This is a genomic window from Asanoa ishikariensis (genome assembly GCF_900107455.1).
Lineage (GTDB): Bacteria > Actinomycetota > Actinomycetes > Mycobacteriales > Micromonosporaceae > Asanoa > Asanoa ishikariensis.
This window is the reverse complement of the sequence record NZ_FNQB01000005.1, coordinates 202,808-224,355: the sequence shown is the minus strand read 5'-3', so window position 1 is coordinate 224,355 and position 21,548 is coordinate 202,808. Positions and strand designations below refer to the sequence as shown.

Sequence of the window (21,548 nt, the reverse complement as noted above, 5' to 3'; positions counted from 1 at the left end):
TTACCCCCTTCAATGCCGGAGATACACACGTGAAGAAGCAACGAATCGCGCTGCTTGGCGCCGCTGTCGCGACCGCTGTGGCCCTGGCCGCGTGCGGCTCGAACAGCGGCGGCGCCAGCCCGTCCTCGAGTGCGGCGGCCGACGCCAACGCCGTCGTCCAGGTCGGCTCGCTCTACGAACCGCAGAACCTCGACAACACCGCCGGTGGCGGTCAGGGCATCACCGAGGCGTTCAACGGCAACGTCTACGAAGGACTGTTCCGGCTCACCGACGACGGCAAGGTGGAACCCTTGCTGGCCACCGCCAACACGGTCAGCGCCGACGGCCTGACCTACACGTTCACCCTGCGCGACGGCGTGAAGTTCCACTCGGGCAAGGCCCTCACGTCCGCCGACGTGAAGTACAGCATCGAGAAGGTGCTCGCGCCCGACTCGAAGTCGGCCCGCAAGAGCAGCTTCCCGGAGATCAAGTCGATCGCCACCCCGGACCCGAAGACGGTCACCGTCACGCTGGCGACGCGCTCGATCTCGTTCATCTACAACCTCAGCTACGTGTGGATCGTCAACGACCAGGCCGGCAACCTATCCGCCAAGGAGGACGGCACCGGTCCGTACACGTTGGACGGTTGGAAGCGCGGCTCGTCCCTGACGCTCAAGAAGAACCCGAGCTACTGGGGCACGGCGGCCACCAATGGCGGCGTGGTGTTCCACTACTTCACCGACGGCAGCGCCCTCGACAACGCGCTGCTGACCAACGCCGTCGACGTGGTCACCAGCGAGCAGAACCCGGACGCGCTCGCGCAGTTCACCGACAACCCGGCGTACAAGGTGAACGACGGGCACTCGACCACCAAGCTGCTGCTGGCGTTCAACGACCGCGTCGCGCCCTTCAACGACGTCAAGGTGCGCAAGGCGGTCAGCTCGGCGATCGACGACAAGAAGCTGCTCCAGTCGATCTGGGGCGACCACGGCGAGCTGATCGGCTCGATGGTCCCGCCGACCGACCCGTGGCACACCGATCTCACGGGTGTCAACGCTTACGACGTGGCTGGTGCCAAAGCGCTCCTCGCCGAGGCCGGCCACCCGAACGGCTTCACGTTCACCCTGGACACCCCGAACTACGACCCGCACCCGACGGTCGCGGCGTTCGTCAAGTCGGAGCTGGCCAAGGTCGGCATCACGGTGAACATCAACGTGATCACGCCGGACCAGTGGTACACGAAGGTCTACCAGAACAAGGACTTCACGGCGACGCTCCAGGAGCACGTCAACGACCGTGACGTCGTCTGGTACGGCGACCCGAACTTCTACTGGGGCTACGACAACCCGCAGGTCACCGCGTGGATCAAGCAGGCGGAGCAGGCGGGCTCGGAGGCGGAGCAGACCGAGCTGTTGAAGAAGGCCGACCAGCAGATCGCGGCCGACGCCGCCAGCGACTGGCTGTACCTCTACCCCCAGATCGTGGTCGCCTCGACCAAGCTGTCCGGCTACCCGGTCAACGGCCTCAACTCGCAGTTCTACGCGTACGGCATCCACAAGGGATGACCCGCTACCTGGTGCGCCGGGCGGCGCTGCTGGTCGGCACTCTGCTGCTCGCGAGCGTGGTGCTGTTCCTCATCCTGCGGCTGCTGCCCGGCGACCCGGCCAACGCCCTGCTGTCGGTCGGCGCCACGCCCGACCAGGTCGCCGCCGCCCGGCACCAGATCGGCACGGACCGGCCGCTGCCCGCCCAGTTCGGGCACTGGCTGAGCCAGCTCGCCACGCTGCACTTCGGTGACTCGTTCGTCAGCTCGCTGCCGGTCGGCCCGGAGATCGTCAGCCGGCTGTCGGTGACGGTGCCGCTGACGCTGTCCGCGTTCGTGCTCGCCGTGGTCGTCGCGGTGCCGGTCGGTTTCCTGGCCGCGCACCGCGCCCACACCTGGTACGGCGCGCTGGCCGGGCTCGTGTCGCAGCTCGGCATCGCCGTACCCGCGTTCTGGCTCGGTCTGCTGCTGGTCTGGGTGTTCGCGCTGAACCTGCGGGTGCTGCCGGCCGGCGGCTTCCCGCCCGACGGCTGGTCGTCGTTCCCCGACGCGTTCCGGGCACTGGTGCTTCCTGTGGTGACTGTCGCTCTCGTCATGGCGGCATCGCTGATCCGGTACGTCCGGTCGGCCACCCTCGACGTGCTGGGCAGCGACCACCTGCGCACGGCCCGCGCGCTCGGCTCGTCGTTCGCGGGCGCGATGTGGCGGCACGGGGTGCGCAACGCGGCCGTGCCGGTGGTGTCGGTGCTCGGCATCGAGCTAGCCACCACGTTCCTCGGCGCGGTCGTCATCGAGAGCGTGTTCGCGCTTCCCGGGCTCGGCAGCATGCTGGTGCGCGGGATCGCCCAGCACGACTACCCGGTGATCCAGGGCGTGCTGTTCGTCAGCACGTTCGCGGTGCTGGTCGTCGGCTTCCTCGCCGACGTCGCACAGCGGTTCATCGACCCTCGGCTGCGCGGCGGGCTCGTCCGATGAGACGCCGCGTCTTCCTCATCGCCGGGATCGTGCTGGTCGCCCTCGTCGTCGGCATCGCACTGGTGTCGCTGTTCTGGACACCGTTCCCGGCCGCGGACACCACCGGCGGCCGGCTCGAAGGACCGGGCGCGCACCACCTGCTCGGCACCGACAAGCTGGGCCGCGACCTGCTCACCCGGCTGATGATCGGCGCCCGGATCGCGGTCGCGGTCGGTCTCGGGGCGGTCGCCCTGGGCGCGGTGGTCGGGGGCGTCGCCGGGCTGCTCGCGGGCTTCGCCAACCGCTGGCTCGACGACACCCTCGCGGCCCTGCTGGACATCCTGATCGCGTTCCCGACCCTGTTGCTGGCGATGCTCGTGGTGGCCGCCCGTGGCGCGTCGCTCGGCTCCGCGATCGTCGCGATCGGGCTGGCCATGTCGGCGATCGTCGCCCGCCTCACCCGCGTGCTGGTCAAACGCGTGCTGGCGATGGACTACGTGACGCTGGCCCGCACCTCCGGGGTGAGCTGGCCCCGGATCGTCACCGCGCACGTGCTGCCGAACATCTGGCCCACGATGGCGGTCAACCTGGCCCTCCAGTTCGGGCTCGCCGTGCTCGCGGAAGCCAGCCTCTCCTACCTCGGCCTGGGTCCGCCGCCACCGAACGCGTCCTGGGGCCGGCTGCTCCAGGAGGCCCAGTCCACGGTCCTGACCGCACCGATCGGAGCCATCGCGCCCGGCGTCCTGCTGGTCGTCCTCGTCGTCGGCGTCAACCTGCTCGCCGACGGCCTGCGCGACGTCGCCGACCCGACCCGAAGGGGGCACCGATGAGCCTGCTGACGGTCTCCGACCTGACGGTGTCGACGGCTGACGGACGCACACTGGTCGACGGTCTCTCGTTCTCCATCGCGAAAGGCCACCGCCTCGGGCTGATCGGCGAGTCCGGCTCGGGCAAGTCGCTGACCGCGCTGGCCGTGACCGGCCTGCTGCCGCCCGGATTGCGCGCGTCCGGCACGGTGCTGCTCGACGGCACACCGGTGATCGGTGCCAACGAGCGTTCGCTCAACCGCCTGCGCGGTCGGGTGGCGGCGGTGGTCTTCCAGGAGCCGTCGACGGCGCTGGACCCGCTGATGCGCCTCGGCAACCAGGTGGCCGAGCCGCTGCGCCGGCATCAGGGCCTGCGCGGCGCCGCGTTGAGGGCCGCCGTCGCCTCGGCGTTGGAAGAGGTGGCACTGCCGGCGCGGGTGGCGCACGCCTATCCCCACGAGGTCTCGGGCGGCCAACGCCAGCGCGCGGCGATCGCGATGGCCCTGGCCTGCCGCCCCGCGCTGTTGATCGCCGACGAGCCGACCACCGCGCTGGACGTCACCGTGCAGGCCGAGGTGCTGGCCCTGCTCGACCGGCTGGTCGCCGCGCACGACATGGCGCTGCTGTTCGTCAGCCACGACCTCGCCGTCGTCGGCAAGGTCACCGACGAGGTGGTGGTGCTGTCGTCCGGGCGGGCGGTGCGCACCGGTCCGCTGCGTGCGATCCTGGCCGACCCTCAGGACGATTACACGGCGGCCCTGGTGGCCAGCGCCCGCCGCCTCGACGAGGCCCTCGGAGGTGCGTTGTGATTCTCGAGGCCCGAGACGTCGGCTTCCGCTACCCGTCGGGCGCACCGGTGCTCGACGGTGTCTCCTTCGGCGTGACACCGGGCCGCAGTGTCGCCCTGGTCGGCGAGTCCGCGGCCGGCAAGACCACGCTGCTGCGGCTGCTGCTCGGCCTGCGCCGGCCGACATCGGGGTCGGTGCTGTTCCAGGACGCGCCGCTGCCGACCGGGCACCGCGCCGCCCGCGACTTCCGGCGGCACGTGCAGACGGTGTTCCAGGACCCGTACTCCTCATTGGACCCGCGCCAGAAGGTCTCGCGCATCGTCGCCGAGCCGTTGCGGGCGTTGGGTTTCACCGACCACGCGCCCCGGGTGTCGGCGGCCCTGTCGGCCGTGGGCCTGCCGGTCGACGCGGCGGACCGCTACCCGCACGAGTTCTCCGGCGGCCAGCGGCAACGGATCGCGATCGCCCGTGCGATCGCGGTCGAGCCGACCGTGTTGCTGGCCGACGAGCCGGTCAGCGCGCTGGACGTGACCACCAAGGTGCGCATCATCGACCTGCTGGCCGAGCTACGCGCCACCCGCGGCCTGACCCTGGTCCTGGTCTCCCACGACCTGGCCGCGGTGGCCAGCCTCTGCGACGAGACGGTGGTCCTGGAACGCGGCCGGGTGGTCGAGCAGGGCCCGACCGGCGCGGTGCTCGGCAGCCCGCAGGACGCGTACACCCGACGACTGATCGCGAGCATTCCCCGGCTGCCCTGAACTACCGCTCGACGGTGAGTCCGTAGCGCTCGATGACGCCCGGCAGCCAGTCCGGGTCCCCGAACTGCAAACCGTAGCGCTCGGTCAGGTCGGCGCCCGCCCCCTCCGCGACCGGCCCGGCCGCGATCGCCTCGGCCACCTCCCGGAAGAAGTGCTCGAAACCGGCCGGGCTGATGATCTCGATCATCCGCGCGGGTGTGACACCGGCGTTCCACATCGCGTGCAACTCACCCCGCGGCTTGGTGATGTAGCCGCCGGGCCCGAGCACGACTTCCCGATCGCCCGACCGGAACCCGATCTCGCCCTCGGTGACGATCGAGTACTCGTCTTCCCGGGTATGCAGATGCGGCGGCACCAACGCGCCGACCGGAAACGGATGCTCGACAATCGCCAACGCGCCGCCGGTGTCGTGACCCCAGAGCTTGAACTGCACGCCGATCGAGCCGAGCTCGCCCACCTGCCCGCCACCGGGCTGCACCACCGTCAACGGCGGCGGATCTGACGACACCATGCGTCGATCGTCCACCCGCGAGCGGAAACACACCAGCGACCCGCCGAGACCGGACGCCGACGCGACAGCTACTGCCGGCCCGGGTTGGCAGGCTGACCCCCGGCCGCGGCCGCCCGTGCCTCCGCGACGAGGTTCGCGCGGAGCTGGACGCTGACCCCACCGGCGGTGTCGCTGCCGCGCTTCTCGACCGTCAGACCGATCAGCGCCAGCGTGGCGGCATGCTCGCGCAGAGTCGACTGCCGCGCTGACTCCGGGGACGCCAGGTCGTCGTCCTCGTCGCGGTGCCAGGCGGCCAGGGCGGCGGCCGCGAGCTCACTCGGAAGCGTCACGGCGGCTCCGGCCACCGCGCCGCCCAGCGTTGTCCCGATCGCGCGAAGCACATGGCTGTCGAGAAGGTAGCGATCGTATTGGTCCACAGGCGCACCCTAGGCCGAAACGACGCGATAGTGGGTGGTCAGCCGGCGCTGATTGTCCAGCAGGTGGTAGGCGAGCATCGGCGGCAGGTCCTGGTCGATCGTGTCGGCGGGCTCGAACGGCAGCCGGAACGTCGACACCACCCCCGGCGCGACCAGCAGCGGCCGGCCCGCGAACGTCGTCGCGGCCGGCGTGTGGGCGTGGCCGCAGAGCAGCGCCACGACGTTGGGGTGCGCGGCGACGAGCGAGGCCAGCCGGTCGGTGGCGAACTGGCGGCTCTGGTCCGCGAACGGCGACCCGAGCACGACCGGCGGGTGGTGGAAGCAGACGAACGCGGGCAGGTCGGCCGCTGCCGTCAGCTCCGCGTCGAGCCAGCCCAGCGTCGACGCCTCGAGCAGGCCGTCGTGTTGGCCGGGAATGCTCGAGTCGCACATCGCGAACAGTGCCCCGCCGACCCGGTGGGCGCGGTTGACCGGCGCGTCACTCGCCGGCTCACCGAGCAGGACCTTCCGGTACGCCGCGCGGCCGTCATGGTTGCCGGGGCAGTACAGCACCGGCGCGGGCAGGTCGACCAGCTCGCGGGCGAGCTCGTACTCCGCCTCGGCTCCGTGGTCGGCGATGTCGCCCGTGACCAGCACGACGTCGGGCGCCGGCCGCAGCCCGGCCAGTTCCCGCACGACCCGTTCGACCCGCCGCCGGCTGCGCTCCCCACCGTCGACGTGCAGGTCACTGAGCTGCGCAATGATCATGGCGCCACGTTAGTCGCCGGCCGCACACCCCCTAAAGCGTCCTAGGATGAAGGTGGGGCGATCGAGGCCCGCTCGTGGAGCCGCATCGGCACCCGTTCGACCAGCGGGCTCGCCGGTGGCGACAGCAGGAGGTCGACGGCGCGGCCGCCGAGCTCCGCGTGGGGCAGCGCGACGCTGGTCAGGGACGGTCGCAGCCAGGCCGCCAGGTCCGAGTCGTCGAACGAGACCACCGACAGGTCGTCGGGCACTCGCAGCCCCGCCTCCTGCGCCGCCTGGTACGCGCCCAGCGCGATCCGGTCGTTGAGGCAGATCAGGCCGGTCACCGACGGGCCGGTGGCGAGGAACGACGACACCGCCGTGTACGCCGGCTCCGGCCACCAGTCGCACTCGACCGTCGCGGCCACCGTGACCCCCGCCGCCCGGATGCCCGCCAGTCGCTCCCCTGCCGCCCAGACGTCGGGGCTCGGGACACCGACCAGCGCGATCCGCTCGTGCCCCACCGCCGTCAGGGCCGAGGCGGCCAGCGTGCCGGCCGAACGCTCGTCGGGGATCACCGCCGACGCGCTCGCCCGGCCGCGTGGCAGGCAGTTGAGCCACACGAACGGATGCCCGCGCAGCACGGCCGGCAGCCGGCTGACCCGGGTCCAGGTCGACGCGTACAGGAAACCGTCGACGCCCCGGTCGAGCATGTCCTGGACGACCCGTTCCTCGACGCCCCGGTCGCCCGAGGTCTCCCCGATGACCAGCAGGTTGTCGTGCCGCAGCGCGGCGTTGACGGCGCCACGGACGATGTCGCCCGCGAACGGCTCGGTGGTGACCGTGTCGGAGATCAGGCCGATCGTGTGCGTCGTGCGGGTACGCAACCCGCGCGCCATCAGGTTCGGCCGGTAGCTGAGCTCCCGGGCCGCCCGCAGCACCCGCTGCTCGGCGTCGACGGAGATCCGCATGTCGCGCCGGCCGGTGAGGACGAACGACGCGGTGGTCCGTGAGACGCCGGCGTGCCGGGCGACGTCCTGGAGTGTGACGCGCGATGCCATACGCACAGGTTCACCGATCTTGCCGCCGCTGGCAATCCGATCGACGCATCGTATTGACAGTCGCCGAATCCCGGCGCATGCTCCGTGCTAAATCGGGTTAGCACAGCAACTCCCCTGCGGGAGGGGTGACGACCATGCACAGAGCACGAGCGTTGGTGGCTATCACCGCCCTGCTGCTCGCCGGCTGCCAAGCAGGAGCGGGCGCGGGTGCCACGGAAAAGCCGAGCCTGCTGATCTGGACGGGCGGCGGCCCCGGCGGCGAGGCGACGCAGGCGCTGGGCGCGATCTTCGCCCGGGAGAACGGCGTCGACGTCAACGTCCAGATCATCCCGGAAGACCTGCAGACCCAGTTCGTCACGGCCTCCCAGGCCGGCCGCGCGCCCGACGTCGTGATGGGCGCGCACGACTGGATCGGCAACCTGGTGCAGAACGCGACGATCGATCCGTTGCAGATGACCGACGACACCAAGGCCGGCTACCAGGATCTGGCGATCAAGGCGGTCACCTTCAACGGGCAGGTCTACGGCATGCCGTACACGATGAACAACATCGTGCTGTTCCGGAACACCGCCCTCGTCCCGGACGCGCCACGGTCCATGGAGGAGCTTGTCCAAAAAGGAACGCAGCTCAAGAGCAGCGGCAAGGCACAGGAGATCCTGGCGCTGCCGGTCGGGCCGACCGGCGACCCGTACCACATCAACCCGCTGTTCACCTCGGGCGGCGGCTACATCTTCGGCACCCGCGACACCGGCGACTTCGACCCGGCAGACCTCGGCGTGGCCAAGCCCGGCGCCACCGCGGCGTACGCGAAGATCCGTGCGCTGGGCGAGGGCGGAGCCGGCGTGCTCAAGCGATCGATCACCACCGACAACATCCTGAGCCTGTTCTCCGGCGGCAAGGCCCCGTTCATGATCTCCGGGCCGTGGCAGCTACCGCAGCTCCAGCAGACCGGCGTCAAGTACGACATCTCCCCAGTGCCCCCGTTCGAGGGCGGCCAGCCGGCCCGGCCGTTCATCACGGTCGACGCCGCCTACGTGGCCAGCCGCGGCGACAACAAGGCGCTCGCGCAGGAGTTCGTCACCAACTTCTGGTCCCGCCCCGACACCGGCACCGCGCTCTACACCGCGACCTCCAGCGTCCCGGCGCTGAAGGAGGCCCTGGCCACGGTCCGAGCAGGCGACCCGCTCGTCGGCAAGGTGTCCGACGCGGGTGTCGAGTTCGGACAGATCATGCCCAGCATCCCCGCGATGGCCGTGGTGTGGGACCCGCTGGGCAAGGCCGAGGCCGCCGTGGTCGGTGGCGCCGACCCCGCCTCGACCATCTCCGCGGCCGCCTCCGCCATCCAGGCCCAGATCAAATAGAGAGGACCGAGATGAGACGCAAGCTCGGCCTCGGCGCCGACGGCACGGCCTCCCCGCTCGGCCTGATCATCAAGATCGTGGTGCTCGGCCTGGTGGCCGCCATCGCGGTCTGGGCGGCGTTCCCGCTGATCGGCACCGGCAACTGGCTCGGCCTGGCCGTCCTGCTGCTGGTCACCGCCGTCATCTTCTCCATCTACCTGTCGCCGCGGGCGATACCCGCGAAGTACCTGATCCCCGGCACCCTGTTCCTCATCGTGTTCCAGGTGCTGCCGGTGCTGTTCACGCTCTCCACCGCGTTCACCAACTTCGGCGACGCGCACCGGGGCAGCAAGGACGAGGCGGTCGCCGCCGTCGAGGGCTCGTCGGTGCAGCAGGTGCCCGGCTCGACGGTCTACACGCTGACCATCGCGACCGACGGCGAGCCCGGCAGCGGCGACATCGTCTTCCTGCTCACGGATCCCGCCACGAAGGCCGCGTTCGTCGGCACCGCGGACGGCCTCGAACCGCTGAACGACGCCACGCAGAACACCGACGGCAAGATAACCGAGGCCGGCGGGTACGAGATTCTCGACATCGCCGAGGTCAGCGCCCGCTCGGCGGACATCGTCGAGTTCAGCGTCCCCACCGACCGCGGGGCGATCAAGAACCAGGGCCTGTCCCGGGCTTTCGAGGGCACCCCGCAGCAGGCGTACGACGCCGGTTGTGACTGTGTGAAGGACCGCACCACCGGCCAGACGTGGACGGCCAACGACGACGACGGCCTGTTCGTCGACGGGCAGGGCCAGGCGCTCGCCCAGGGCTGGCAGGTCAACGTCGGCTTCCGCAACTTCGCCGAGGTGCTCACCAACCCGGTGATCCGGGCGTCGTTCCTCAAGATCCTGCTGTGGAACCTCGGCTTCGCGTTCGGCGTCGTGCTGATCACGTTCGCCCTCGGGCTGCTCGTCGCGCTCGTGCTCAACAAGCCGGGACTGCGCGGCCAGCGGCTATACCGGTCGCTGATCATCCTGCCGTACGCGATGCCCGCCGTCGCGATGATGCTGGTCTGGCGGGACATGTTCAACACCGACTTCGGGCTGATCAACAGGCTGTTCGGGCTCGACGTCAACTGGTTCGGCTCGGCACCCAGCTCGATGTTCGCGATCCTGCTCGTGCAGCTCTGGCTGGGCTACAACTACATGTTCCTGGTCAGCACCGGCGCGCTCCAGGCGATCCCGGCGGACCTCACGGAGGCGGCCCAGGTCGACGGCGCCCGGCCGTTCCACGCGTTCCGCACCATCACCTTCCCACTCCTGCTGGTCGCCCTCGCGCCACTGCTGATCAGCTCGTTCGCCTTCAACTTCAACAACTTCACCGCGATCTATCTGGTGAGCGAGGGCGCGCCGTTCCCGCCCGACAACCCGCAGGCGGGTGCCACCGACATCCTGATCACCTACACCTACCGGCTGGCGTTCGGCGGTGCCGGCGCGCAGTACGGGTTCGCCGCCGCGATCTCGGTGTTCATCTTCCTCATCGTGGCCACGATCTCGATCGTGAGCTTCCGCCGCACCCACGCGCTGGAGGAGATCAACTGATGGCTGCCACCGACACCCTCCCGGCGACTACCGGCGACGAGACCGTCGTCCGGCTCGGCGGCGCCCAGGGCGGCTGGTTCCGCCAGGTCGGCTGGCGGCACCTGGTCGGCCTGCTGGCACTGGCGTTCTCGCTGTTCCCGATCCTGTTCGTGGTCTCGGCGGCGGTCAACCCGCTGGGCACGCTCAGCTCCTCGGAGCTGGTGCCGACCGGCGCGAGCTTCGAGAACTTCCGCAAGCTGTTCGTCGACACCGCGTTCCCGACGTGGTTCCTCAACAGCATGGTGATCGGGCTGCTCGCGGCCGCGCTGTCGATGTTCGTCTCGGCCTGCGCGGCGTTCGCGTTCAGCCGCTACCGGTTCCGCGGCCGCCGCGCCGGCCTGCTCGGCATCCTGCTCGTGCAGATGTTCCCGCAGTTCCTGCTCATCGTCGCCCTCTACATCATGTTCGCGTACGTCAGCGACCTGTGGCCGGCGGTCGGCTTCAACACCCGCACCGGGCTGCTGCTGCTCTACCTCGGCGGCGCGCTGGGGACCAACACCTGGTTGATGAAGGGCTTCTTCGACACCATCCCGAAGGACCTCGACGAGTCGGCCAAGGTCGACGGCGCCACCCACGCGCAGGTGTTCTTCGGCCTGATCCTGCCGCTCGTGACGCCGATCCTCGCCGTCACCGGCCTGCTCGGCTTCATCAGCGCCGTCAACGAGTTCCTGATCGCCAGCGTCTTCCTCACCGACGACGACGCGAAGACCGCGGCCGTCGGGCTCTACGGGTTGGTCTCCGAGGAGCGCAACAACAACTTCGGCGTCTTCGCCGCCGGCGCGCTGGTGCTCGCCGTGCCCACGGTGGCGTTGTTCCAGTTCCTCCAGCGCTACATCGTCGGCGGACTCACCGCGGGTGCGGTGAAGGGATGAGCCTGCTCGCCGAGCCTCACCACGACGGCGCCGCCTGGCACGTGCCGGTCGAGGCACCGCGGCTCGGCGACACCGTGCCGGTCTTCGTCCGGGTGCCGCACGGCCACGGCACCGGTGGGGTGTGGGCGCGCGCGACCGCCGACGCCGAGCCCATGTTCGTCGCCGGTCGGATCGACCGCACCACCGCGGCCGAGACGTGGTGGCGCTGCGACATCCCGATGCACAACCCGCTCACCGGCTACCGCTTCCTGCTCGGCGGCGGCGCCGACCCCGGCTACCGCTGGCTCAACGGCTCCGGCACCCACCACCACGACGTGACCGACGCCGACGACTTCCTGCTGACCACCGCGCCGCCCGCCGCCGACTGGGCCCGGGACGCGATCGTCTACCAGATCTTCCCCGACCGGTTCGCCCGGTCCGGCCACGATCGCGAGCCGCCACCTTGGGCCGAGCCGGCGGGCTGGGACGATCCGGTCGTCCACACCGGACCATCCACCCCCGCGCAGTGGTACGGCGGCGACCTCGACGGTGTCACCGACAAGCTCGACCACATCGGGGCCGTCGGCGCCGACACCGTCTACCTGACACCGTTCTTCCCCGCACCGTCCAACCACCGCTACAACGCCTCCTCGTTCGACGAGGTCGACCCGCACCTGGGCGGCGACAAGGCGCTGGCCCGGCTGGCGCAGGAGGTGCACGCCCGGGGCTGGCGGATCCTCGGCGACCTCACCACCAACCACTGCGGGTCGACGCACCCCTGGTTCCGGACCGCGCTCGCCGACCCGGCCAGCCTCGAACGCCAGTTCTTCTACCTCACCCCCGCCGGCGAGGTGGTCGGCTGGCTCGGCCACGGATCCCTGCCCAAGCTGCGGTACGCCTCCGTCGAGCTGCGCCGCCGGCTGGTCCAGGGGCCGGCGTCGGCCGCCGCACGCTGGCTGCGCCCGCCGTTCGAGCTCGACGGGTGGCGGGTCGACGTCGCCAACATGACGGGCCGCTACCGCACCGACGACCGCAACGCCGAGGTCGCCGCCGCGCTGCGCCGCACGGTCGACGAGGCGAGGCCGGGCGGGCTGCTGATCGCCGAGCACTGCCACGACGCCACCGCCGACCTGCGCCGCGGCGACTGGCACGGCACGATGAACTACGCCGGCTTCAGCAACCCGGTGTGGACCTGGCTGCGCGACCCCGCCGCCGGGCTGACCCTGTCGGGCAAGCCGGTCGCCCCGACCCGCGGACCGGCCGAGGCGCTGCTGGCCACCGTGCGGGCCTTCCGCGCCGGCGTGCCGTGGCACGCGATGGCCGCCTCGTGGTCACTGGTCGGCTCGCACGACACCGCCCGGATCCGCACCATCACGGGCGACGCCGCGCTGGTCGAGGTCGCGGCCGGGCTGATGTTCACGATGCCGGGCGTGCCGATGGTCTACGCCGGCGACGAGATCGGCCTGACGGGCACCAACGGCGAGGACGCCCGGCGCCCGTTTCCCTGGGACCGGCCGGAGCGCTGGGACCGCCGCACGTTCGACGTGTACGCCCGGCTCGCGGCGCTGCGGCGGGACGCCGAACCGCTGCGCCGCGGTGGCCTGCGCTGGGTGCACGCCCACGGCGACGTGCTGGTGTTCCTGCGCGAGAGCGCGGCGGGCCGGCTGCTCGTGCTCGCCGCACGGTCCCCGCACGCCCCGGTGCGGCTGCTCGGCCGGCAGCTCGGGCTGCACGGCGAGGCGGCCAACCGCTACGGCGGCGCGCCCCCGTTGCGGGCCGCCGTCGACAACCACGTGACGCTGCCCGGTGACGGGCCCACATTCCAGGTCTGGCAGCTCTGAACGGAGGTCCGTGATGGCCGAGGTCATCCTCGATCGGGTCAACAAGCAGTACGAGAACGGGTTCCACGCCGTCAAGGATCTCGACCTGGACATCGCCGACGGCGAGTTCCTCGTCCTGGTCGGCCCGTCCGGCTGCGGCAAGAGCACGGCGCTGCGGATGGTGGCCGGGCTCGAGGACATCACCAGCGGGACGCTGAAGATCGGCGACCGGGTGGTCAACACCCTCTCGCCGCGCGACCGCGACATCGCGATGGTGTTCCAGTCGTACGCGCTCTACCCGCACATGACGGTCGCCGACAACATCTCGTACGGGCTGAAGATCCGGCGGATGGAGAAGGCCGAGATCGACCGTCGGGTCAAGAAGGCCGCCGAGATGCTGGAGCTCGGCGCGCTGCTCGACCGGCGGCCCAAGCAGCTCTCCGGCGGCCAGCGGCAGCGCGTGGCGATGGGCCGGGCGATCGTCCGCGAGCCACAGGTGTTCCTGATGGACGAGCCGCTGTCCAACCTGGACGCCAAGCTGCGCGTGCAGATGCGGGCCGAGATCGCCCAGGTGCAGCACGACCTCAACGTCACCACCATCTACGTCACCCACGACCAGACCGAGGCGATGACGATGGGCGACCGGGTCGCCCTGATGAAGGCCGGCGTGCTGCAACAGGTCGGCAACCCGCAGTTCCTCTACGACAACCCCGACAACATCTTCGTCGCCGGCTTCATCGGGTCACCGCCGATGAACATGGCGCTGGCCCAGGTCGAGCGCGACGGCGACGACCTGGTCGTGGTGCTGGGCCGGTCCCGGCTGCCACTGCCCGCGGCGGCCAGGTCCGAGCGGCCGGGGCTCGACGCGTACGCCGGCCGGCAGGTAGCGGTCGGCATCCGCAGCGAGGACATGGAGGACGCCCGGCTCGTGCGCGGCGCCGACGAGCGGAGCCGGCTGCGGGCGACGGTCAGCCTGATCGAGGCCCTCGGCTCGCAGATCATGGTGCACTTCCTGCTCGACGCTCCCCGCGTGGTCACCGAGGACACCAAGCTGCTGGACAAGGACGCGCACGCCGAGGAGGCACCGAAGCACGACGCGACCAAGTTCGTCGCCTCGTTCGCCCCCCGCTCCCGGGTCCGCGCCGGCGACGAGGTGGAGGTCGTCGTCGACACGGAGCGGATGCACTTCTTCGACCCGACGACCGGGGACGCGATCCGCTAGGAATAGTGCTGGAGGCGCGGCCAGAGAACGGTCCATGGGCTGACCGGGTCGCGACAGACCCGGACGTCGTTGTCCTGCTCCTCGTTGGGGATGTCGACGCCGTTGTCGAGGTCGTGGGCCACCTGGCACGAGCCGAACAACGCGCCTAGCGGGGCACCGAAGCCGACCGCGACCACCACGGTCGCGTCGGCCGGCGGACCGCCTCGATACCACAGCTCGTTGTGTCCGCTGTAGACAGCCGGCAGGCCGACACCGTAACGGTCCAGCGCGCCCGCCTCGCCGTAGTTGGCGGTCAGGATCACCGTGCGGGACCGGTCCGCGGGCGGGAGCGAGTCGTAGACCGAGGCGATCTGCTCGACGTAGACCGGCCAGCCGATCTGGTCGCTCGTGCCCTGGTTGACGTCGGCGATCGGGGTCTTCGCCAGCACCGACACCGGCAGCAGCGCCAGCGCGAACACCGCCGACACCGCCACGTTGAGCGGTGCCCCGACTCCGAGCAGCCAACGGGGCCACCGCACCGCCGTCGGGCAACCCGCCGCGAACAGCGCCAGCACCAGACCCAGCGTGTAGTAGGGCTGCCCGCCGGTCACCAGCACCAGCGCGCAGAGCACCGGGTACGCCAGCGCCAGCGCGCGCAGCGCGGGCGTGCGCCACAGCCGCACGATGCCGGCCACCCACACCGGCACGAACAGGATGCCGAGCAGCACGAGCTGCAACGGCGCGAACAGGGTGCGCGACTCGGCGCCCTTGTCCTCGCGGATCGCGCCGGCCATCTCGAGCTGCGGCCAGCCGTGGGTGATCTGGTAGATCACGTTCGGGGAGCCGACCACCAGGGCGACGGCGACGCCCGCCCAGAGCCAGCGCGACGCGAGCACCCGGCGCGGACCGACCGCGACCAGCGAGACGCCGATCGCGACCAACGTCAGCAGCACGAGGTGCTTGTTGTAGAGCCCGACTCCGACGCCCAGGCCCGCCGCCAGCCACCAACGGGGGTCGCCGCGCAGGGCCCGCACCACGAACAGCAGCACCGCCGCCACGACCACCAGGTCGACCGTCGCGGTCAGCAGGACGTGACCGAAGACCAGCGGGAACGTGCCGGCCGCGCCCAGCGCCGCCAGCACCTGCGCTCCGGTGCGGCCGCCGAGCTCGCGGGCCAGCAGCGCGGTCAGGACGGCGGTCGCCATGATGGCCAGCGACCCGGGGACCCGCAGCGCCCACAGGTGGTCGCCGAAGACCTCGGTCGTCGCCCGCGCGAGCAGCGGGGTCAACGGTGGCTGGTCGACGTAGCCCCAGGCCGGATGCTCACCCAGCAGGCGGAAGTAGAGCTCGTCGCGGTGGTAGCCGTAACGGTTGCTGTTGGCCGCGACCAGGACACCCAGCAGCACGGCCACCGCGCCGACCGGACCCCAGGACACTGCCGGCCGTTCCCCCGGTTCGTCCACGCACCGACCGTATCGGTCCGGCCGCCGCGGCGGTGTCCCCCGATTCCACCGAAAGAATCTTCGCCGGCGGCCAATCCTCGGCGGCTTCGGCCTCGAAGCACTGATGTGACCGCCGAAACCGTGCTTGCCGGCCGTTATGTCCTCGACGAGGTCATCGGCACCGGCGGCATGGGACGGGTCTGGCGCGCGCACGACCCGGTCCTCGGCCGGGCCGTCGCGGTCAAAGAGGTGCTGGCACAGCCGTGGCTCGGCGCCGACCGCTGGCAGCAGACCCTGCGTGAGGCGCGCGCCGCCTCGCGGTTGCGGCACCCCAACGTGGTCGCGATCCTCGACGTGCTCCAGACGGACAGATCGTGGATCGTCATGGAGTACGTGCCGGGCCGCTCCCTGCACGAGGTGGTCGCCGACCGCGGTCCGTTCGATCCGGAGGAGACCGCCCGGATCGGGCTGGAGCTCCTGTCCGCCCTCGACGCGGCGCACCGGGCCGGCATCCTGCACCGTGACGTGAAGCCGCAGAACGTCCTGCTGGCCGACGACGGACGGGTGGTGCTCACCGACTTCGGGCTCGCGGTCGCCGCCGAGGGCGGGGTCACCATCCCGCGGCAGGTGCTCGGGTCGCCGGACTTCGTCGCGCCGGAGTTCGCCCGCACCGGTGCGTCCACCGTGGCATGCGACCTGTGGTCGCTGGGCGCCACGCTCTACGCGCTCGTGGAAGGCGTCGCGCCCTACCACCGGCCGAGCGTGGTCGCCACGCTGACCGCGCTCGCCGCCGGACCACCCGACCCGCTGCGCCGAGCCGGGCCGCTCGCCCCGGTGATCCTGCGCCTGTTGGATCGCGACCCGGGCCGCCGGCCGGACGCCGCCCGGATCCGGCAGTTGCTCGAGGCCGTCGCGGACGGCGAGCCGCCGGAGCCCGGGCCGGGCCGGCGCGTGGTCCGGGCGGCCCGTGGGCTGGCCCTGCGGCATCGCTGGCGGGTCGTGCTGGCCGGCGCTGCCGCGCTGACGCTGGCCTCGGTGGGCACCGCCGCCGCGGTCGCCCTCCCGGCCGACGAGCCGGCACCGGGGCCGCCGGCCGTGCACGCCTGCCTGAACGCCGGCCCGGAACCCGGCGCCACCTCCCCCGGCGGCGGCACCGGCGCGTTCGCGCTGCCGCCCGGTTGGCGCTGGCACACCGACGAGACCGGGTTCACGGTGGCCGTGCCCGCCACCTGGACCCGCTTCCAGGCGGGCTCGGCGGTGTGTTTCCGGGACCAGATCGGCACCAGGACGCTGGCCGTCGACCCGACGGTCACGCCTACTCCGGAGCCCGCCGACTACTGGCTGCGCGCCGAACCGGAGCTACGCGTGTTGCCCGGCTACGAGCGGCTGCGGATCGGCCCGGTGCGGGCCGCCGCCGGCGGTGCCGACTGGGAGTTCACCTGGTCCGGCCGGCACGCGCGGCGCGTCACCGTCACCACCGATCCCGGCCGGGCGTACGCGCTGTCGTGGTTCACCGACGACGCCGCCTGGCCGCGCGACCAGGACCTGTTCCGGCTGGTCCTCAGCAGCTACCGGGGGGTCAGCTAGCGGTCGGGAAGTGCATCGACGGCGCGGCGTCGACCGCCGGGCCGGGCCAGCGCGAGGTGACCGCCTTGGCGCGGGTGTAGAAGGCCACCCCTTCCGGGCCGTGCACGTGGGTGTCGCCGAACAGCGAGTCCTTCCAGCCACCGAACGAGTGGTAGGCCATCGGCACCGGGATCGGCACGTTGACGCCGACCATGCCGGCCCGCACCGCCCGCTGGAACCGCCGCGCGGCCGCACCCGAGTCGGTGAAGATGGCCGCACCGTTGCCGTACGGGTTCGCGTTCAGCAACTCGATCGCCTCGTCCAGGGTGGCGACCCGCAGGACAACCAGCACCGGCCCGAAGATCTCCTCCTGGTAGACCGGCATGTCGGTGCCGACGTGGTCGAACAGGCACGGCCCGATGAAGAAGCCTTCCCCAGTGGCCAGGTCGCGGCCGTCTACCACCAGATCGGCGTCAGAAGCGTCCACAAGGGACAAAATGCGGTCCCGGGCCGCGGCCGTGACGACCGGTCCCATCTGGCTGGCCGGGTCAGCGCCCGGACCGACGACGATCGCGCGGGCGTGCGCGGCCAGCCGCTCCACGAGCGGGTCGGCGGCGGCACCGACGGCGACCACGGCCGAGATCGCCATGCAACGCTGCCCCGCCGACCCGTACGCGGCCCCGGTGATCTGCCGCGCCGCGTCGTCGAGGTCCGCGTCCGGCAGCACCACCGCGTGGTTCTTGGCGCCGCCCAGCGCCTGCACGCGCTTGCCGGCCGCGCCCGCCCGCTGGTGCACGTAGCGGGCGACCGGCGTCGAGCCGACGAACGAGACGGCGGCGACGTCGGGGTGGTCCAGCAGCGCGTCGACGGCCACCTTGTCGCCGTGCACCACGTTGAACACCCCGTCGGGCAGGCCGGCGTCGGCGTACAGGGAAGCGATCAGGTCCGACGCGGACGGGTCCCGCTCGCTGGGCTTGAGCACGAACGTGTTGCCGGTCGCGATGGCCAGCGGGTGCATCCACAGCGGCACCATCACCGGGAAGTTGAACGGTGTGATGCCGGCGCAGACGCCCAGCGGCTGCCGGAACGTCCACGCGTCGACGCCGGTCGACGCCTGGTCGGTGTAGGCGCCCTTGAGCAGCGACGGGATGCCGCAGGCGTAGTCGATCACCTCTCGGCCGCGGGTCACCTCGCCGCGGGCGTCCTCGAGGGTCTTGCCGTGCTCGGCCGTGACCAGCCGGGCGAGCTCGTCGGCGTGCCGGTCGACCAGGTCGCGCATGGCGAACATGACCGCACTGCGGCGCGCGAGCGAGATCTCGCTCCACTCCACGAACGCCTTGCCGGCGGCCGCGACCGCGTCGTCGACGTCGGCGGCCGTCGCCGCGGCCACCCGCGCGGTCTCGGCGCCGGTCGCCGGGTCGTGCACGGGCAGGGTCCGCTCCGACGTGCGCCGGGTGCCGCCGATGACGTGCTCGATGGTGCGCAAAAGAGAACCCCTCACAGATAGTCTCGCTGGGCCTGCTTGGCCTTCTCGTACGCGGCCCGGGCCGCGTCGGTGCCGGACGTGCGCGCCACCTCGGCGACCGGCACGTCCCACCACGCCTGCGAGTCCGGTGCGTGCACCAGCGGGTCGGTCTCGATCTGGATGACGGTCGTGCGGTCGGACGCCTGCGCCGTCGACAGCGCCGCCCGCAGCCCGTCGATGTCGGCCACGCTGATGGTGTGCGCGCCCAGGCTCGCGGCGTTCGCGGCCAGGTCGGTCGGCAGGTTGGCGCCGTCCCGGTCCCGGTACCAGGTGCCGAAGCGGTTGACGCCGACAGTCTCCGAGAGGGCGCCGATCGAGGCGAAGCCGTGGTTGACCACCAGCACGACGATCAGCTTCACGCCCTCGGCGACCGCCGTCGCGAGCTCGCTCGACATCATCAGGTACGAGCCGTCGCCGACCAGCACGAACACGTCGCGGTCGGGTGCGGCGAGCTTGACCCCGAGGCCGCCGGCGATCTCGTAGCCCATGCAGGAGTAGCCGTACTCGACGTGGTACTGCTTCGGGTCCCGGGGCCGCCACAGCTTGTGCAGGTCGCCGGGCATCGAACCGGCCGCGCAGACCACCACGCCGCGCTCGCCTGCGGCGTCGTTGACCGCGCCGATCACGGCGCTCTGTGCGGGCAGCGGCCGGTGGTCCAGGGCGTACGCCCGGTCGACGGTCTCGTTCCAGGCAGCGGTCAACTGGGCCGCCCGCACCAGATAGGCGTCGTCGACCTGCCAGTCCGCCAACGCCTCGTCGAGCGCCGCCACACCGGCCCGGGCATCGGCCACGAGAGACAGTCCACTGTGCTTGGCCGCGTCGAACGCCGCGACGTTCAGGTTGACGAACCGGACGTCCGGGTCGGCGAACAGGGTCCGCGACGCGGTGGTGAAGTCCGAGTAGCGCGTGCCGATCCCGATCACCAGGTCGGCATGGGCCGCGAGCTCGTTGGCCGCGGTCGTGCCGGTGGCACCGATCGCGCCGACCGCCGACGGGTGGTCGTGGTGCAGCGCGCCCTTGCCGGCCTGGGTCTCGCCCACGGCCACACCGGTCCGCTCGGCGAACGCGGCGAGCGCCTCGGTGGCCTCGGAATAGATGACGCCGCCGCCGGCCACGATCAGCGGACGGCGGGCGGACCGGATCGCGGCGACCGCACGGTCCAGTGCGGCGGGCTCGGGCACCGGGCGGGCCACGTGCCACACCCGGGTCGCGAAGAACTCGTCGGGCCAGTCGTACGCCTCGGCCTGCACATCCTGCGGCAGCGCCAGGGTCACGGCGCCGGTCTCCACCGGGTCGGTGAGCACCCGCATCGCCCGCAGCGCCGCCTCGACAAGCTGCTCGGGCCGGTTGACGCGGTCGAAGTAGCGGGACACCGGGCGCAGGCAGTCGTTGACCGACACGTCTCCGGCGTACGGCGCCTCGAGCTGTTGCAGCACGGGGTCGGCGACCCGGGTGGCGAACGTGTCGCCGGGCAGCAGCAGGACCGGCAGCCGGTTGATGGTGGCGCCGGCCGCGCCCGTGACCATGTTGGTCGCGCCCGGACCGACGGAAGTGGTGCAGGCGTAGGTGGCGAGTCGGTTGGTCATCCGCGCGTACGCCGCCGCCGAGTGCACCATCGCCTGCTCGTTGCGGGCCAGGTGGTACGGCATCGTGTCGGCGTACTCGCGCAGCGCCTGGCCCATGCCGGCCAGGTTGCCGTGGCCGAAGATGCCGAACGTGCCGGCGAAGAACCGGCGGCGCACACCGTCGCGCTCGGTCTCCTGCGCGGTGAGGAACCGGACCAGGGCCTGTGCCACCGTGAGTCGGGTCGTCATGCTGGCCTCCCGTAGAACGGAACGCGCGGGTCGATCGGCTGGTCGGCCCAGGTGTCGCGGATCCAGGCGTGCGCGGGGTCGTCGCGGAACCGCCAGGCCCGGTCGCCCGGCCCGGCCATCACGTTCAAGTAGTAGAGGTCGTAGCCGGGCGCCGCCATCGACGGGCCGTGCCAGCCGTGCGGCACCAGCACGACGTCGCCGGTGCGCACCTCGGCCAGCACGTCGATCGGGCGGTCCGGCGCGCTGCCGTAGACCCGCTGGTAGCCGGGGCCGCCGCGGGCGACCTCGAAGTAGTAGATCTCTTCGAGCTCGGTCTCGTCGGGCCGGTGCTCGTCGTGCTTGTGCGGCGGGTAGCTCGACCAGTTGCCGCCGGGGGTGAGCACCTCGACCACGATCAGCTTGCGGCACTCGAACGTCACCGCGTCGGCGAGGTTGTTGACCTGGCGCGTGGAAACCCCGGCGCCGCGCACCTCGACCGGGACGTCGGCTGCCGGCCGATAGCGCACCGGCAGGCCGGGGTCCGCTGCGGCGGAGGCGATCGCGAACCGGCCGCCGGCCGCGCTGCCGATCGTCGCCCGCTCGCCGGGAGGCAGGTAGCAGAGGTCGGTGGCGGCGGTGAAGACGTCCGGCCGGCCGTGCAGGGTCAGGTCGACACCGGCGCAGCTCACCTCGGCGGCTCCGGCCAACGGCACGACGACCACCTCGGTGCCGCCGGTGTGCCAGGTCGTCGACTCACCGGGCGCGAGGGTGACGATCCGCAGACCGGTGTGCCGCCAGCCGTCGCCGTCCGGGGCCACCTCCGAGCACCGTGGTCGGTGC

General features: G+C 71.7%; 19 protein-coding genes. 11 read left to right on the top strand and 8 right to left on the bottom strand.

Features of this window, described 5'->3' with window-relative positions; all coding sequences use genetic code 11:
* The first annotated feature begins 29 nt into the window (after positions 1 to 29).
* The 5 genes from BLV39_RS37980 to BLV39_RS37960 are packed head-to-tail and all read left to right on the top strand — an operon-like array spanning position 30 to position 4,828.
* Positions 30 to 1,544 carry an ABC transporter substrate-binding protein gene (locus tag BLV39_RS37980; RefSeq protein WP_090803402.1) on the top strand — a complete coding sequence of 505 codons (1,515 nt, stop codon included), beginning with the start codon at positions 30 to 32 and terminating at the stop codon, positions 1,542 to 1,544.
* Positions 1,541 to 2,497 (top strand): ABC transporter permease, encoded by a 957-nt coding sequence (locus BLV39_RS37975; protein WP_090803399.1) that lies wholly within the window; start codon positions 1,541 to 1,543, stop codon positions 2,495 to 2,497. Before BLV39_RS37980 ends, BLV39_RS37975 begins: the two co-directional genes overlap by 4 nt.
* Positions 2,494 to 3,306 (top strand): ABC transporter permease, encoded by an 813-nt coding sequence (locus tag BLV39_RS37970; protein ID WP_090803396.1) that lies wholly within the window; start codon positions 2,494 to 2,496, stop codon positions 3,304 to 3,306. The genes BLV39_RS37975 and BLV39_RS37970 overlap by 4 nt, the downstream gene beginning before the upstream one ends.
* Positions 3,303 to 4,091, top strand: coding sequence for an ATP-binding cassette domain-containing protein (locus tag BLV39_RS37965; protein WP_090803393.1), 789 nt, complete (start codon positions 3,303 to 3,305; stop codon positions 4,089 to 4,091). Before BLV39_RS37970 ends, BLV39_RS37965 begins: the two co-directional genes overlap by 4 nt.
* On the top strand, positions 4,088 to 4,828 hold the full coding sequence (locus tag BLV39_RS37960; RefSeq protein WP_090803390.1) for an ABC transporter ATP-binding protein: 741 nt from the start codon (positions 4,088 to 4,090) through the stop codon (positions 4,826 to 4,828). Before BLV39_RS37965 ends, BLV39_RS37960 begins: the two co-directional genes overlap by 4 nt.
* Position 4,829: 1 nt before the next feature.
* Here the strand turns inward: BLV39_RS37960 and BLV39_RS37955 are convergent, their stop codons facing one another.
* The 4 genes from BLV39_RS37955 to BLV39_RS37940 form a co-directional block, all read right to left on the bottom strand.
* Positions 4,830 to 5,339, bottom strand: a complete 510-nt coding sequence (locus BLV39_RS37955) for a cupin domain-containing protein (protein WP_090803387.1) — start codon at positions 5,337 to 5,339, stop codon at positions 4,830 to 4,832.
* Between the two features lie 68 nt (positions 5,340 to 5,407).
* Complete coding sequence (locus BLV39_RS37950; protein ID WP_090803385.1) at positions 5,408 to 5,755, bottom strand: hypothetical protein; 348 nt, start codon at positions 5,753 to 5,755, stop codon at positions 5,408 to 5,410.
* Between the two features lie 9 nt (positions 5,756 to 5,764).
* Positions 5,765 to 6,502 carry a metallophosphoesterase gene (locus tag BLV39_RS37945; protein WP_090803382.1) on the bottom strand — a complete coding sequence of 246 codons (738 nt, stop codon included), beginning with the start codon at positions 6,500 to 6,502 and terminating at the stop codon, positions 5,765 to 5,767.
* A 41-nt stretch (positions 6,503 to 6,543) separates the two neighbouring features.
* Positions 6,544 to 7,539, bottom strand: a complete 996-nt coding sequence (locus tag BLV39_RS37940; protein ID WP_090803379.1) for a LacI family DNA-binding transcriptional regulator — start codon at positions 7,537 to 7,539, stop codon at positions 6,544 to 6,546.
* Between the two features lie 134 nt (positions 7,540 to 7,673).
* Between BLV39_RS37940 and BLV39_RS37935 the strand changes: the two genes are divergently transcribed.
* The 5 genes from BLV39_RS37935 to BLV39_RS37915 are packed head-to-tail and all read left to right on the top strand — an operon-like array spanning position 7,674 to position 14,403.
* Positions 7,674 to 8,900, top strand: a complete 1,227-nt coding sequence (locus BLV39_RS37935) for a sugar ABC transporter substrate-binding protein (RefSeq protein ID WP_090803377.1) — start codon at positions 7,674 to 7,676, stop codon at positions 8,898 to 8,900.
* An 11-nt stretch (positions 8,901 to 8,911) separates the two neighbouring features.
* Complete coding sequence (locus BLV39_RS37930) at positions 8,912 to 10,471, top strand: ABC transporter permease subunit (RefSeq protein ID WP_090803374.1); 1,560 nt, start codon at positions 8,912 to 8,914, stop codon at positions 10,469 to 10,471.
* Positions 10,471 to 11,382: a sugar ABC transporter permease gene (locus BLV39_RS37925; protein WP_090803372.1), complete on the top strand. Its 912-nt coding sequence runs from the start codon at positions 10,471 to 10,473 to the stop codon at positions 11,380 to 11,382. The genes BLV39_RS37930 and BLV39_RS37925 overlap by 1 nt, the downstream gene beginning before the upstream one ends.
* Positions 11,379 to 13,202 (top strand): glycoside hydrolase family 13 protein, encoded by a 1,824-nt coding sequence (locus BLV39_RS37920; RefSeq protein WP_090803370.1) that lies wholly within the window; start codon positions 11,379 to 11,381, stop codon positions 13,200 to 13,202. The genes BLV39_RS37925 and BLV39_RS37920 overlap by 4 nt, the downstream gene beginning before the upstream one ends.
* Positions 13,203 to 13,215: 13 nt before the next feature.
* Positions 13,216 to 14,403, top strand: a complete 1,188-nt coding sequence (locus tag BLV39_RS37915) for an ABC transporter ATP-binding protein (RefSeq protein WP_090803367.1) — start codon at positions 13,216 to 13,218, stop codon at positions 14,401 to 14,403.
* Here the strand turns inward: BLV39_RS37915 and BLV39_RS37910 are convergent.
* On the bottom strand, positions 14,400 to 15,845 hold the full coding sequence (locus BLV39_RS37910) for a glycosyltransferase family 39 protein (protein ID WP_090803365.1): 1,446 nt from the start codon (positions 15,843 to 15,845) through the stop codon (positions 14,400 to 14,402). The genes BLV39_RS37915 and BLV39_RS37910 overlap by 4 nt on opposite strands.
* A gap of 105 nt (positions 15,846 to 15,950) precedes the next feature.
* Here BLV39_RS37910 and BLV39_RS37905 point away from each other — a divergent pair, with 105 nt between their 5' ends.
* The gene (locus BLV39_RS37905; protein WP_090803363.1) at positions 15,951 to 17,411 is read left to right on the top strand and encodes a serine/threonine-protein kinase; all 1,461 of its coding nucleotides are present in this window, start codon (positions 15,951 to 15,953) and stop codon (positions 17,409 to 17,411) included.
* On the opposite strand, the gene BLV39_RS37900 is transcribed toward BLV39_RS37905, so the two are convergent.
* Genes BLV39_RS37900 through iolB form a run of 3 tightly spaced genes read right to left on the bottom strand, consistent with a single transcriptional unit; the run spans position 17,404 to position 21,526 of the window.
* Entirely contained in the window at positions 17,404 to 18,876 is a 1,473-nt protein-coding gene (locus tag BLV39_RS37900) for a CoA-acylating methylmalonate-semialdehyde dehydrogenase (protein WP_090803360.1), read from the bottom strand. The two genes, BLV39_RS37905 and BLV39_RS37900, sit on opposite strands and share 8 nt — an antisense overlap.
* Before the next feature lie 11 nt (positions 18,877 to 18,887).
* Positions 18,888 to 20,729 (bottom strand): 3D-(3,5/4)-trihydroxycyclohexane-1,2-dione acylhydrolase (decyclizing), encoded by a 1,842-nt coding sequence (gene iolD, locus BLV39_RS37895; RefSeq protein ID WP_090803355.1) that lies wholly within the window; start codon positions 20,727 to 20,729, stop codon positions 18,888 to 18,890.
* Positions 20,726 to 21,526 (bottom strand): 5-deoxy-glucuronate isomerase, encoded by an 801-nt coding sequence (gene iolB, locus BLV39_RS37890; protein ID WP_239084029.1) that lies wholly within the window; start codon positions 21,524 to 21,526, stop codon positions 20,726 to 20,728. The genes iolD and iolB overlap by 4 nt, the downstream gene beginning before the upstream one ends.
* Positions 21,527 to 21,548: the final 22 nt, after the last annotated feature.